The 13,305-nt window shown below is 59.3% G+C and carries 14 protein-coding genes; 4 read left to right on the top strand and 10 right to left on the bottom strand.

Annotated elements, in window-relative coordinates; all coding sequences use genetic code 11:
* Positions 1-234 precede the first annotated feature (234 nt).
* From HU755_RS17215 to HU755_RS17200, 4 genes are all read right to left on the bottom strand, one after another.
* Positions 235-1,248: an ABC transporter substrate-binding protein gene (locus tag HU755_RS17215; protein WP_186634755.1), complete on the bottom strand. Its 1,014-nt coding sequence runs from the start codon at positions 1,246-1,248 to the stop codon at positions 235-237.
* Positions 1,245-1,772, bottom strand: coding sequence for a sigma-70 family RNA polymerase sigma factor (locus HU755_RS17210; protein ID WP_186634752.1), 528 nt, complete (start codon positions 1,770-1,772; stop codon positions 1,245-1,247). Before HU755_RS17210 ends, HU755_RS17215 begins: the two co-directional genes overlap by 4 nt.
* Before the next feature lie 130 nt (positions 1,773-1,902).
* Positions 1,903-2,694: a phosphate/phosphite/phosphonate ABC transporter substrate-binding protein gene (locus HU755_RS17205; protein ID WP_186634749.1), complete on the bottom strand. Its 792-nt coding sequence runs from the start codon at positions 2,692-2,694 to the stop codon at positions 1,903-1,905.
* A gap of 140 nt (positions 2,695-2,834) precedes the next feature.
* A complete protein-coding gene (locus HU755_RS17200) occupies positions 2,835-3,776 on the bottom strand; it encodes a fatty acid desaturase (protein WP_186634746.1) in 942 nt (313 codons plus the stop codon).
* A gap of 323 nt (positions 3,777-4,099) precedes the next feature.
* On the opposite strand from HU755_RS17200, the gene HU755_RS17195 reads away from it, so the two are divergent.
* Positions 4,100-4,516: a GNAT family N-acetyltransferase gene (locus HU755_RS17195; RefSeq protein WP_186634743.1), complete on the top strand. Its 417-nt coding sequence runs from the start codon at positions 4,100-4,102 to the stop codon at positions 4,514-4,516.
* 123 nt (positions 4,517-4,639) lie between these two features.
* Here HU755_RS17195 and def read toward each other — a convergent pair whose 3' ends face one another.
* From def to HU755_RS17180, 3 genes are all read right to left on the bottom strand, one after another.
* Positions 4,640-5,179: a peptide deformylase gene (def, locus tag HU755_RS17190; protein ID WP_186620678.1), complete on the bottom strand. Its 540-nt coding sequence runs from the start codon at positions 5,177-5,179 to the stop codon at positions 4,640-4,642.
* Complete coding sequence (locus HU755_RS17185) at positions 5,176-6,123, bottom strand: YihY/virulence factor BrkB family protein (RefSeq protein WP_186550636.1); 948 nt, start codon at positions 6,121-6,123, stop codon at positions 5,176-5,178. The genes def and HU755_RS17185 overlap by 4 nt, the downstream gene beginning before the upstream one ends.
* Positions 6,124-6,286: 163 nt before the next feature.
* Complete coding sequence (locus HU755_RS17180) at positions 6,287-6,478, bottom strand: CsbD family protein (RefSeq protein ID WP_186550634.1); 192 nt, start codon at positions 6,476-6,478, stop codon at positions 6,287-6,289.
* Positions 6,479-6,671: 193 nt separating this feature from the next.
* Here HU755_RS17180 and HU755_RS17175 point away from each other — a divergent pair, with 193 nt between their 5' ends.
* Positions 6,672-7,049, top strand: a complete 378-nt coding sequence (locus HU755_RS17175) for a hypothetical protein (RefSeq protein ID WP_186634740.1) — start codon at positions 6,672-6,674, stop codon at positions 7,047-7,049.
* Positions 7,050-7,208: 159 nt separating this feature from the next.
* On the opposite strand, the gene fadD1 is transcribed toward HU755_RS17175, so the two are convergent.
* Together fadD1 and fadD2 are read right to left on the bottom strand one after the other, a co-directional pair.
* Positions 7,209-8,906: a long-chain-fatty-acid--CoA ligase FadD1 gene (gene fadD1, locus HU755_RS17170; protein WP_186550632.1), complete on the bottom strand. Its 1,698-nt coding sequence runs from the start codon at positions 8,904-8,906 to the stop codon at positions 7,209-7,211.
* Between the two features lie 356 nt (positions 8,907-9,262).
* Complete coding sequence (fadD2, locus tag HU755_RS17165) at positions 9,263-10,951, bottom strand: long-chain-fatty-acid--CoA ligase FadD2 (protein ID WP_186634737.1); 1,689 nt, start codon at positions 10,949-10,951, stop codon at positions 9,263-9,265.
* A 222-nt stretch (positions 10,952-11,173) separates the two neighbouring features.
* Here fadD2 and HU755_RS17160 point away from each other — a divergent pair, with 222 nt between their 5' ends.
* Positions 11,174-12,118: an alpha/beta hydrolase gene (locus tag HU755_RS17160; RefSeq protein WP_186634734.1), complete on the top strand. Its 945-nt coding sequence runs from the start codon at positions 11,174-11,176 to the stop codon at positions 12,116-12,118.
* A 42-nt stretch (positions 12,119-12,160) separates the two neighbouring features.
* Entirely contained in the window at positions 12,161-12,631 is a 471-nt protein-coding gene (locus HU755_RS17155) for a MaoC family dehydratase (protein WP_003227420.1), read from the top strand.
* A 128-nt stretch (positions 12,632-12,759) separates the two neighbouring features.
* Here HU755_RS17155 and HU755_RS17150 read toward each other — a convergent pair whose 3' ends face one another.
* Positions 12,760-13,227, bottom strand: coding sequence for a PA2169 family four-helix-bundle protein (locus HU755_RS17150; RefSeq protein ID WP_186634732.1), 468 nt, complete (start codon positions 13,225-13,227; stop codon positions 12,760-12,762).
* Positions 13,228-13,305 lie beyond the last annotated feature (78 nt).

Genomic DNA, 13,305 nt, shown 5'->3' with positions numbered 1-13,305 from the left:
CGACATGGTTAGTTACCAGCAAGCATAGCCAGCCCGACGCCGGGCGCAAGGCCACTAGTCGGCCACTATCTGGCACTTTTTGCACAAGAAACGGTTCAGCGCAGCGGAGAAAAGGCTGCCGGAGCAGGCGTTATCGCGAGCAGGCTCGCTCCCACAGGGGAATCCATTTCCCTGTAGGAGTGAGCCTGCTCGCGATAGCGGTAGTTGCAGCACTACAAAAACATCAGAAAAATTCTACAAACTTCCGCTCACCTTCGCCGCCACTTCCCCCGGCACCCAAGCCGTCCAGACCTGCGGCTGATCACGCAAAAACGCCTCGGCCACCGCGCGCGGCTGCAATCGTTTTTCGCTCATTTTCGCCAAAGTCTGGTTCAACAGATCAATCGGCAGGTCGACTTTCTCGAAGACCGCGACCAACTCCGGGTACTGCGCCTTGAACGGTGCCGATACGCCAATCGCCAGGCTGGCCGGCATCGACCGCGTGCCCCGTGGATTGGGGTGGTTGGCATCGGCCAGGGTTTTCCACGCCTCGGCGTCGAAGGGCGGCTCCTCCAGCTTCACCAATTTGAACCGACCGAGCAGCGGCGTCGGTGACCAGTAATAGAACAGCACCGGTTTGCCGCGCTTGATCGACGATGCCACTTCGGCATCCAATGCCGCGCCGGAGCCGGTGCGGAAGTTGACGTAACTGTCGGTCAGGGCATACGCCTTGAGTTTCTGGCTGTTGACGATTTCCGACGTCCAGCCGGTCGGGCTGTTGAGAAAACGCCCGCGTGAAGGATCTTCCGGGTCGCGGAACACGTCCTTGTAGCGCGGCAGATCAGCCACCGATTTCAGCTCTGGCGCGAGCGCTTTGATGCCGCGTTCGGGGTCGCCCTTGATCACGTACTCCGGCACCCACCAGCCTTCGGTGGCGCCTTTGACCGTGTCACCGAGGCCAAACACCTTGCCCTCGGCGGCCGCTTTGACCCACGCCGGACTGCGCCCGGCCCACTCCTCGCCGATCACCTGGATATCGTTTTTGGCCAGGGCCGCCTCGAGGCTGACGGTACTGCCGGGCAGCGTATCGGTCGGATAGCCGTAACCTTTTTCGACGATCAGACGCAGCACTTCGGTAATGAAACTGCCGCTCTCCCAGGTGATATCGCCGAAGTGGATCGGCGCGTTTTTGTCTGCCGCTGAAACAGCGCCGACACTCAGGCTCAGCGCCAGCAGCGTGCGGCCGAGCAGGGTTTTGATCGATCTCATGCGGACCTCTTTTCTTCCAGGAATTGATTGGCGCTGTGCCGGTCGCACAGCGCTTGAGAACGGGCCATGTACACGCTGACCGAACGCTGCGAGATGCCCAGTTCGGCAGCGATTTGCGGGTAGGTCAGGCCATCGATGCGCGCCAATAGAAAGGTCGAACGGACCTTGGCCGGCAAGCGATGCAGGCTGCGGTCGAGACGATCAAAGGTTTGCGCGAGCTGTACGAGGTCTTCAGGCGACGGGGCGAAATCAATATCAATCTGCTGCCGATACTGTCGCTCCAGCGCCGCACGCCGCCAGCGCTGATAAAGCAGGCGTTGAGCGATGGTTGTCAGTAAGGCGCGGGGTTCGCGAATCGCCGTCAGCGACGGCGATTCAAGCAATTGCGCGAAGGTCTCCGCGGCAATGTCTTCAACGCTGGCGGCATCTAGCAGATGCCGGCGCACAAAAGTGCAGAGCCAGCGATAGTGGGCGCGAAACAGGCCGTCCACAGTATGGCGATGGGAAAGGTCGGCGCCGGACATAGGGGCTCCTGGGTAAGGGGTCGCTGAATGTCCGGTCGTCCGGTGGCGCGATCGTAGCGTGGCGCCTTATTCTTTAAAAATACTTATATTTCATCCCTATATTCCACAGAGAAATATAGCTCGCCGTGCTTCAGCGTAATCGCCCATAGCCCAGAACTTCAGCCTCCTGCTGATAGTCGAGCAAAACCTGATAGTCGCGCTCACTGGCCGCCATCACGTCGGCCAGCCCCAAGGTTTGCGCCACCTCAGGCAGTTCGCGCAAGGCCTGATTCATCACCTGCCGTAACACCTCGACTTGAGCGTCCGTCGCGCTGGCAACGGTGATAAACGGCAACGCCGGACTGACAGCGCTGCGCGCGACCACACTCAATCCGGCGACTTCATGCGCGGCGTGCCGGGCCAGAAAGGCGTACGTGACGCTGTCGATGGCAGCCAGATCGGCGTGATTTTCGCGCAGCCAGCGCAAGCTTTCACGGTGACCGCCGCTGATGCCGACCGACCCGAAGAACTGCCCGTGCCGATGCAACGGCGCCAGGCGCTGACGAAACAGATTCATGCCGCTGTTGGAGTCCTCGCTGTTGATCACGGCGCGACTGTTGCGAAAGTCCGCGAGCTGTTTTCGCGGGTCGTCAGCGCGACCAAGAATCAGGCTGCAATGGTTGCCGGCGCTGGCGTCGGGCAGTTCATAGCGTGGCCGGCCGATGACTCGGACCGTGCCGCGTAACGCCGTCATCAGCGGATACCCGCAGGTTTGCGTAAGCAGCAGGTGCGGTGATCGCCAGAGCTCGGGCAGCGATAGATGGGTCGCGTCGAGACGGCTGTGGCCCAGGTGTTCAAGGATGCGCGTAAGCCATAGTTCGTTGGCCAGGCGGATGGGCTCGGGGGCTGGGTACATCAGCAGTTCGGCGTGGTGTAGGGCCATGCATATTCTCCCCGACGACAATTACCAATGTAGGAGTGAGCCTGCTCGCGATAGCGGTGTGTCAGTCCACATTGATTTATCTGAACTACCGCTATCGCGAGCAGGCTCACTCCTACAAGGGGTTAGTGGTGTTCTTGTGATCAGTGAAAAGGATGCTCGGGACTGTCGATCGGCGTCAGCCCATTGCGCCGCCAGAACTCGCCATACCCCCGGACAACAAACCCGCCACTGCGCGCCACCCACTGCTCGCGACGCATCCAGTACACCTTGGGCAAGTCGTACCAGGCCAGCCCCGGCAAATCATGATGGACCAGATGAAAGTTGAGGTTGAGAAACAGCCACCGCCATGGCCACCCGGCTTCGTTGAGCACCGTGCGTTGCTCCGGCTGCGCATGGGGACGGTGCTCGAAGTAGGAGCGGATCATCGCGATCGACAGCGCCGGCACGCTGATCAACAGCAGGTAATGCCACACCGGCATGATGCTGTACCGGGCAATGAACCACAGCATCAACAGAGTCGCGAAGCCGTGGGTCAGCCACATCAGCCATGCTTGGTGGTCAGCGTTTTTCAAGCGTTGTAGCTCCTCACGCGCCAACGCGGTCAACGCCAGCGGTGCGCCAATCACAACCCGGCCGAGTACGGTTTTGTTCAGCCAATGCAGACCGCGCTCGAACAAAGAACTGCCCTGCCAGTCGGCGGACTTCAAGTAACGGCTTTCCGGATCGACACCCGGCACGGTCAAATCTTCATCGCGGTGATGCAGCAAGTGGCTGTCGCGATAGAGCGTGTAGGGATACCACACGGCAAACGGTGGGTAGCCGAGGACTTTATTGACGATCGTCCAGCGGGTCGGATGGCCGTGAAGCAATTCATGCTGCAGTGACAACCACAGCACCAGCAGCGGAATCAGCAGCAACGTACTCCAACCGCGACCCAGCCAAGCGCTGTTGAGGACAATGGCGAACCAGCCTGCATAAACAGCGACCAGCAACAGCCAGGTCGGCCATTCAGTACGGGCGGTAAAGCGTCGGCGCAGGGATTCGATTTGCTGGCGATGCTCGGCATCGAAATAAAAAGCCATGGCGTTGCTCGGAACGGGAGTAGTCCCCTTCTGTGCAACGACGCGGTTGAATCTTGCAGATTATTTTCCGGACGGTGTGAAAGCCCGTGAACCGGGCTTTCGGTAGCGGTGATCAGTGGCCGAAGATGTCGACTTTCTTGGCTTTCTTTTCCGCGCGTTTTTCAATGGCGGTCTTGGCCGGTTTCTTCTTCGCGGCTTTCTTTGAATCCATACCTTTGGACATGATGCGTGCTCCACTCACAGGGGATGTGAGGTCAGGTATACACCTATCCGCAGGCGCGCGTTCTTTTATAATCGGCACTTTTCGAACCGATAGCGAAACCATGCCCGACATCCACTACAGCCAGCTCGACGAATCGTTGTGGCCGCTGATGAACAAGTTCTACCGCAGCCACCAGTCCTCGATGAAAGCCGTACGCGAGGCGCAGTTGTGGGTGGCGCGGCGCGGCGACATTGTGGCGGCGCTGTGTTTGCGGCCGGTAGCGGGCGGGCATTGGCTGACGGGGTTGTTTGTCGATCCGGAATGGCGGAAGCAAGGAATTGCCGCACAGTTGATTGGCGCCGCGATAAAAGACGTGAACGAGCCGGTGTGGCTGTTTTGCCATCCGGATCTACGCGGGTTTTATGAGCGGCGCGGGTTCACGTTCGACCCGGCCCTGCCCCAGGCTATGGCGGAGCGGTTGAGCCGGTACGCGCGGAGCAAGCCGATGATTGCGATGGGCCTGCACCCTTCGATCTGACCCAATTCCCCCTGTAGGAGTGAGCCTGCTCGCGATAGCGGTGTATCAGTCACCGAATTTGTCACTGACAGACCGCTATCGCGAGCAGGCTCACTCCTACAGGGGAATTATGGTGGATTCGAGCTAGTCGTCAGCCGCAGGATCCAGGTCGGGAAACATCACTTCGGTAAAGCCGAACTTGCTGAAATCGGTAATCCGCGACGGATACAGCCGGCCGATCAGGTGATCGCATTCATGCTGCACTACCCGCGCATGAAAGCCTGCGGCCACGCGCACAATCGGCTCGCCTTTGGGATCGAAGCCTTCGTAGCGAATCTGCTGATAACGATCCACCGCGCCGCGCAGGCCCGGCACCGACAGGCATCCTTCAAAGCCCTCTTCGGTGAACGGGCTCAGCGGCGTGATCAACGGGTTGATCAGGATCGTCTGCGGCACCGCTTCGGCGTCCGGGTAACGTTCGCTGTGCTCGAAGCCGAAGATCACCAGTTGCAGGTCAACGCCGATCTGCGGCGCGGCCAGGCCAACGCCGTTGACGCTTTCCATGGTCTGGAACATGTCATCGATCAGTTGCCACAGCTCCGGGCTGTCAAACATTTCGGCCGGCACGGGTGGGGCGATGCGCAGCAGGCGCTCGTCGCCCATTTTAAGAATTTCACGGATCATGGTCGGGCTTCATCAGTGTCCGGCTTGAGCGAATGATCGCGGCCCAGGCCCGAGACGTGTTGTTTGGGCGTTTCATCGGGGGTTTTGTCGCCCTTGTCCTTGCCTTCGGCGGACATGTGTTCGATGACCGCATTCATTTCCGCGCCCAGCAGCAACACCGCCGCGGAAATGTAGAAATACAGCAAGAGCACGATAATCGCACCGATGCTGCCATACATCGCGTTGTAGTTGGCGAAGGTTTTTACGTAAAAGGCAAAGCCCAGCGAGGCGATGATCCACACCACCACGGCCAGCACCGAACCTGGCGTGATAAAACGGAATTCCTGTCTGACGTCGGGCATCACGTAGTAGATCAGCGCCACGGCCACCATCATCAGAATCACGATCACCGGCCAGCGCGCAATCGTCCAGATGGTAACAATGACTTCTTCCAGCCCGACCTGCGCCGCAATCCAGCCCATCACCTGCGGCCCGAGCACCATCAGCGCGGCGGCGATCAACAGCATGCCGGCAATGCCGACGGTGTAGACGATCGACAATGGGAAACGCTTCCACACCGGACGACCTTCGACCACGTCGTAGGCTGCGTTCATTGCGCTCATCATCAGGCGCACGCCGGCCGATGCGGTGTACAGAGCGATAACGATACCGATTGAAAGCAGGCCGCCCTTGGATTGCTGCAACTGGTCAATCACCGGGTTGACCTGCTCCAGCGCTTGCGGCGGCAGGACCAGCTCCGATTGCAGGCGCAACCAAGAGAAGAAGTCCGGCAGGTGCAGAAAACCGATCAGGGCGATCAGAAACAGAATGAACGGGAACAGCGAGAACAGCATCTGGTAGGCCAGTGCCGAGGCATAGGTCGACATCTCGTCGTCGATAAACTCGGTGACCGTGCGCACCATCACCCGGTGCAGGGGCAGACCTTTCATGTCCGGAAATATCATTCGCGTCTCCTTGCGCCGCAAAAGGTTGAAGTCGTGGCGACTCAGGGGCCGTTTTTTACCTCAAGGTAGCCTACTTGGCGATCCTTTGGCGGATGACCGCAGGGTTCTGATACAAAAACGGCCATCCTTGGATGGCCGCTCGGGTGATTCGTTCAAGGCTCGATTACGCCTTGTCGACGCCTTTCTTGACCGCGTCCTTGGCATTGCCAACGGCTTGCTGGGCTTCGCCTTTTTTCTCTTGGACTTTGCCTTCCGCGTGGAGCCGGTCGTTGTCAGTAGCTTTGCCGACGCCTTGTTTGATGTTGCCGACGGCTTCGTTGGCCATGCCTTTTACTTTATCGCCTGTGCTACTCATGGTGTTCTCCGTGACGCATAAGGGAAGAAAAGTCAGTACGTAACGGTTGACCGGTACGCTTTGCGCCAAGTTTCAATTATTTTCCCGGGCATTTCGTCGTCGTGTGCAGGTTGCGCTTTATGTTTGCGTGCGTTGCCCCGAGAATGCGCTCCATACGGGCGTTGCGCCCCAGGAACCGATCCGCAGGAATGTTATGAAACTCGATAAAAAGCAGGCCATCGCCCGTCGCAACCAGGAACTGGGCGGCGCCGTGCTCGGCAGCAACAATTGCCACTTCGCCGAACTGAACCGTAACCGCAACATCTGGTGGTTCGACCTGCCGGTGTCGCGCCTGGCCATCGGGCAGTACGAGTGGATCCACCTGCTGATGCACACGCCGACCACCGACGAACTGCTGCACCTGAAAGTGCCGACGGTGTTCCTGCGCGAAAAGCTCGAAGGGCTGGTGATTCGCAATGAAGGCAAGCGCAAGGCCGCCTTGAGCCTGGAATTGAGTGCGGACAAGGATTCGTACTTGCAGGACATGCGACCGGCGGGAACCAACGTGAATTTTGCGCCGTTTCGTCAGTAACAGCTTCGCGAGCAGGCTCGCTCCCACATGGGAATGCATCTGGGGACGCTCTGCGTCCCTGCAGTGCTGGACGCGGAGCGTCCGGGGCGGCATTCCCACGCGGAGCGTGGGAACGATCAACTCACCAACAAAAAGCCCCGCATCTGCGGGGCTTCGTGTTTAAGCGGCGCTCTTGGCCTTGAGTTTCTTCAGCTCTTCATCGCGCAGCTCACGACGCAGGATCTTGCCGACGTTGGTGGTCGGCAGCGCATCGCGAAACTCCACCGAACGCGGCACTTTGTAACCGGTGACGTTGGCGCGCATGTGGTCCATGACCTGTTCTTTGGTCAGGGTCACGCCCGGTTTGGCGACAATGAAAATCTTGATCGCTTCCCCTGATTTCTCGTCCGGCACGCCGATGGCCGCGCACTGCAACACGCCTGGCAGGGTCGCCAACACGTCTTCCAGTTCATTCGGGTACACGTTGAAGCCGGAGACCAGAATCATGTCTTTCTTGCGATCGACGATGCGCATGTAGCCGTCCGGCTGGATCAGCGCGATGTCGCCGGTCTTCAACCAGCCCTCGCTGTCGAGCATCTCGTCGGTGGCTTCCTGACGCTGCCAGTAGCCCTTCATCACTTGCGGGCCCTTGACGCACAGTTCGCCGATTTCGCCCAGCGGCTGCTCGACACCGGCGTCGTCGATGACTTTGCACAGGGTCGACGGCACCGGAATGCCGATGGTGCCGATCTGGATGTGCTGGATCGGGTTGACCGTGGCCACCGGACTGGTTTCGGTCATGCCGTAGCCTTCACAGATGGCGCAGCCGGTCACGGTTTTCCAGCGCTCGGCTGCCGCCAGTTGCAGGGCCATGCCGCCGGACAGGGTGACTTTCAGCGCCGAGAAGTCCAGCTTGCGGAAGGCTTCGTTGTTGCACAGGGCCACAAACAAGGTGTTGAGGCCGACAAAACCGCTGAACTTCCACTTCGACAGTTCCTTGACCATCGCCGACAGGTCGCGCGGATTGCTGATCAGGATGTTGTGGTTGCCGATCAGCATCATCGCCATGCAGTGAAAGGTGAACGCATAGATGTGGTACAGCGGCAGCGGCGTGATCAGGATCTCGCAGCCTTCGTTGAGGTTGGAGCCCATCAGCGCCTTGCACTGCAGCATGTTGGCGACGAGGTTGCGATGGGTCAGCATCGCGCCCTTGGCCACGCCTGTGGTGCCGCCGGTGTATTGCAGCACGGCGACATCGCCGCTGTCCGGGTTGGCTTCCGCTACTGGCTGGCCGTGCCCCTTGCTCAGCACATCGTTGAACTTGATGGCGTTGGGCAGGTGATAGGCCGGCACCATCTTCTTCACGTATTTGATAACGCTGTTGATCAGCAGGCGCTTGAGCGGTGGCAGCAGGTCGGCGACTTCAGTGACGATGACGTGCTTGACCCCGGTTTTCGGCACCACGGCTTGCGCCAGGTGCGCCATGTTGGCCAGGCAGACGAGCGCTTTGGCACCGGAATCGTTGAATTGGTGTTCCATCTCCCGCGCGGTGTACAGCGGGTTGGTGTTGACCACGATCAGCCCGGCGCGAATGGCACCGAAAACCGCGACCGGGTACTGCAGGACGTTGGGCAGTTGCACGGCGATTCGATCGCCGGGCTGCAAGTCGGTATGCTGTTGCAGATAGGCGGCAAACGCACCGGACAATTCGTACAGTTCACCGTAGGTGATTGTCTTGCCCAGGTTGCTGAAAGCCGGTTTGTCGGCGAAGCGTTGGCAGGATTGCTTCAACACTGCCTGAATGTTCGGATACTCGTCTGGATTGATGTCGGCAGCAATTCCAGCCGGGTATTTATCCTTCCAAAAGTCTTCGATCATGGAAGCCCACTCCTCAGCAACGCGAATTCTTCACCGCATTTGATGCGATTATTATTGGTGTGTGTTTTGTATTGGTGAATCTGGCTTTACAGAGGCCGAGAAGTCACAAAGCGCGCCGAGAGTAGCAGCTTTGCCAAGGGTCGACTAGAGCCAAACGTGGGCCCTACAGTCATATTGATGACTCAAGACTTGTCAGCAGTCATTTTAGAGCAAAAATCCTATAAACCTGTGAAAGCCCCGGTTTTCATGGGCACCAAACAAAGAATCGCGAGCAGGCTCACTCCTACAGGGAGTACACAGTTCCCTTGTAGGAGTGAGCCTGCTCGCGATCCGCGCAACGCGCGGCCATTCACCGCTTAGGCGATATCCCGCAACTCACGCCGCAGAATTTTCCCTACAGGCGTCATCGGCAAAGACTCGCGCAAGACAATGTGTTTGGGCACCTTGTAGGCGGTGAAATTCTCTTTGCAGTAGGCCTTCAGTTCTTCAAGGCTGACCCCGGACTCCCGCGCCACCACGAACAGCTTCACGGCCTCGCCCGAACGTTCGTCCGGCACGCCGATCACCGCACAGTTGGCGACTTTCGGGTGAGCCATGACCACGTCTTCGATTTCGTTGGGGTACACATTGAAGCCCGAGACAATGATCATGTCCTTCTTGCGGTCGACGATGCGCACGAAACCGTCCGGGTCGATCACGGCAATGTCGCCCGACTTGAACCAGCCGTCGGCATCCAGCACTTCGGCAGTGGCTTCGGGTTTGTTCCAGTAGCCCTTCATGATCTGCGGGCCTTTGATGCACAACTCGCCGCGCTCGCCCAGGGGCAGCTCGGCACCGTCATCATCGATGACTTTGAGCAAAGTGCCCGGCACCGGCAGGCCCACCGTGCCCAGGCGCGACTGGTCGCCGTACGGGTTGGTGCAGGCCACCGGCGAGGTTTCGGTCAGACCGTAACCTTCGGTGATGCGACACCCGGTGATCTGCTCCCAACGCTCGGCGGTGGCCTTGACCAGCGCGGTGCCGCCGGAGTTGGTGAGTTTCAGGCTGGAGAAATCCAAAGTCTTGAAATCCGGATGGTCCATCAGCGCCACAAACAAGGTGTTCAAGCCGAGCAACGCCGAGAAGCGCCAGTTTTTCAGTTCCTTGATGAAGCCGGCGATATCGCGCGGATTGGTGATCAGTACGTTGTGATTGCCCGAGACCATCATGCACATGCAATTCGCGGTGAAGGCATAGATGTGGTACAGCGGCAGCGGCGCGACCATCACTTCCTGCCCTTCGCGCAGCAGCGGCTGACCATCCGGCCCGAGCTGTGCCAGGCAGGCGCGCACCTGCTGCATGTTCGCCACCAGATTGCCATGGGTGAGCATCGCGCCCTTGGCCAGGCCCGTGGTGCCGCCGGTGTATTGCAGCACGGCAATGTCGTCGAGGCCGACGCTCAACGGCTTGATACCCAAGCCCCGGCCCAGACGCAGCGCGCTCTTGAACGAGATCGCCTGCGGCAGCGAATACGCCGGGACCATTTTTTTCACTTTGCTGACCACGGTGTTGACCAGCCAGCCCTTGGCAGTGGGCATGAGATCGCCCATCTTCGCTTCGATCAGGTACTGGATGTCCGTGTCGGGCAGCACTTCCTGGACTTTCTGCCCGAACACGTTCAGGTACACCAGCGCCCGCGCGCCGGAGTCCTTGAACTGGTGACGCATCTCGCGCGCGGTGTACAGCGGATTGGTATTGACCACGATCAGCCCGGCACGCAAAGCGCCGAACACCGCAATCGGATAATGCAGGACGTTAGGCATCTGCACCGCAATGCGATCCCCCGGCACCAGATCGGTATGCGCTTGCAGATAGCCGGCGAACGCGGCGCTCTGACGTTCGAGCTCGGCGTAAGTCAGGGTGATGCCCATGTTGCTGAACGCCGGGCGATCGGCGAATTTTTTGCAGGAACGCTCGAACACCTCGATCACCGACTTGAACTCACCCATGTCGATGTCCAGCGGTACGCCGGCCGGGCGTTTGTCGTTCCAGAAATCAGGTTGCATTGTTCTTGTCCTCTTTACCTGAGCCGATCCGGGCCGCGTTTCTGTCATTTCTCGCTCATCCGTTGAGCGGGAAAGCAAAAAGCGGAGCTTCACGGACACTAGCAGTTATGGCCAATCAGGCAAATATGGGTAAAGCCGTCATTGACCGTGTGAATCTTCCTGCCGTGGCGTGGGCTGATCAGACGCGCTATACATGTGCCGACCCTGAGCAAAGGAATCGCCATGATCCACGACACCCTATGGCTGGATGCGAGTGACCGCAGCCGCCTGTACGTCAATCGCTGGCTGCCGGGCGCGCCGTTGAAAGCGGTGATTCTGATAGCCCATGGCATGGCTGAACACAGCGCTCGCTACGCCAGACTCGCCGACACGTTTTGCGACAAAGACTACGGTGTGTACGCCCCGGATCTGCGCGGACATGGCCGAACCGCCGACAACGGCACCCTCGGCCACTTCGCCGATGACGACGGCTGGCGCAAAGTGCTCGGCGACCTCGCCAGCCTCAACCAGCACATCGGCCAACAACACCCCGGCGTGCCGATTATCCTGCTCGGCCACAGCATGGGCAGCTACCTGGCCCAGGGCTATTTGCTGCACCACAGCGCCAGCCTGCAGGGGGCGATACTCAGTGGCTCCAACTTCCAGCCGGTCGCCCTGTATCGCGCCGCCCGCCAGATCGCGCGTCTGGAAAAGCTGCGTCAGGGCGGCAAGGGCCGCAGTGCACTGATCGAGTGGCTGTCGTTCGGCTCGTTCAACCATAAATTCAAACCGGTGCGCACCCGCTTCGACTGGCTCAGCCGCGATCCGCTGGAAGTCGACCGCTACGCCAGCGATCCTTTATGCGGCTTTCGCTGCACCAATCAGCTGTGGATCGACCTGCTCGGCGGGTTGCAGCAAATCAGCAAAGCGTCCAATCTCGCCCAGATCGATCCGGGCCTGCCGCTGATGGTGATTGGCGGCGAATGTGATCCGGTGAGCGAGGGCAAGCGTCTGACTGATCTGGCCAATGCCCTGCGCGCGGCGGGCAGCCAGCACCTGCACCTGAAGATCTACCCGCAGGCCCGGCACGAATTGTTCAACGAAACCAATCGCGATGAAGTCAGCGCCGATGTGCTGGCCTGGATCGACCAGGCCCTGAGCCATCCGCGCCGCCATCGCAGCGAATAACTTTTTATGGATTGATTCAATCCGTCACAGGAATCGAGACCGATGACCCAGGTTACCAACATCCCTTACGAAGCCCTCGAAGTCGGCCAGACCGCCAGCTACAGCAAGACCGTCGAGGAGCGCGACATTCAGCTGTTCGCGGCCATGTCGGGCGACCACAACCCGGTGCACCTGGACGCCGAGTTTGCCGCCGCCAGCATGTTCAAGGAGCGAATCGCCCACGGCATGTTCAGCGGTGCGCTGATCAGCGCCGCCGTTGCCTGCGAATTGCCTGGGCCGGGGACTATCTATATCGGTCAGCAGATGAGCTTTCAGAAGCCGGTGAAGATTGGCGACACGCTGACGGTGCGCCTGGAAATTCTTGAGAAGCTGCCGAAGTTTCGCGTGCGCATTGCCACTCGCGTATTCAACCAGCGTGATGAATTGGTGGTGGATGGCGAGGCGGAGATTCTCGCGCCGCGCAAGCAGCAGACGGTGACGTTGCCGACGCTGCCCGCGATTAGTATTGGCTGATTATCGAGTACACATATAACGAATGTGGGAGCGGGCTTGCTCGCGAATGCGGTGTGTCATGCAACGACGACGTTGCTGACACTACCTCTTCGCGAGCAACCCCGCTCCCACAGTTGTTTCAGTGACGCTTACGAGTTGGCGCGAGCCTGGTTACGCAAGGCTTTCACCTGATCGTGGTTGCGTTGTACGCCGTGGTACTGACGCTCAACCAGATCCTTGATACCCACCAGGTTGTGCTTGTTGATTTTCTCGATGGCTTCACGATAAGCCTTCAGCGCATGGTCTTCACCGCGCTCGGCTTCGTTCAGAACGGCCTCTTCGTCCTTGCCGGTGAACATCGCTTTGACGTCGACCCAGCGACGGTGCAGGTCACCGCTGACGCTGGTCGAAGTTTCCGGATCGCCACCCAGCGAGCGCACCTGAGCTTGCAGCTCGGCAGCCGCGGTAGCGCAGTCGGCGGAGCGCTGCACAAACAGGGTTTTCAGTTCAGGCTGCTTGATGTCTTCGGCGCAAGTCTTGAACCCTTCCTGACCGTCCTTGCAGGTTTCAATCAGGTCGTTGAGTACAGAAATGGCTTCTTTATTCATGTCGGTCATTTTTCAATTCCTTGCGATGGGTTGAAGATGCAAGGAATATTGCAGTGTGCGTGCCAGCTTCGCTTCTCAAATTAAATT

Origin of the sequence: Pseudomonas sp. SWRI111 (assembly GCF_014268555.1) — a bacterium.
Lineage (GTDB): Bacteria > Pseudomonadota > Gammaproteobacteria > Pseudomonadales > Pseudomonadaceae > Aquipseudomonas > Aquipseudomonas hamedanensis.
This window is presented reverse-complemented; position numbering and strand designations above follow the sequence as displayed.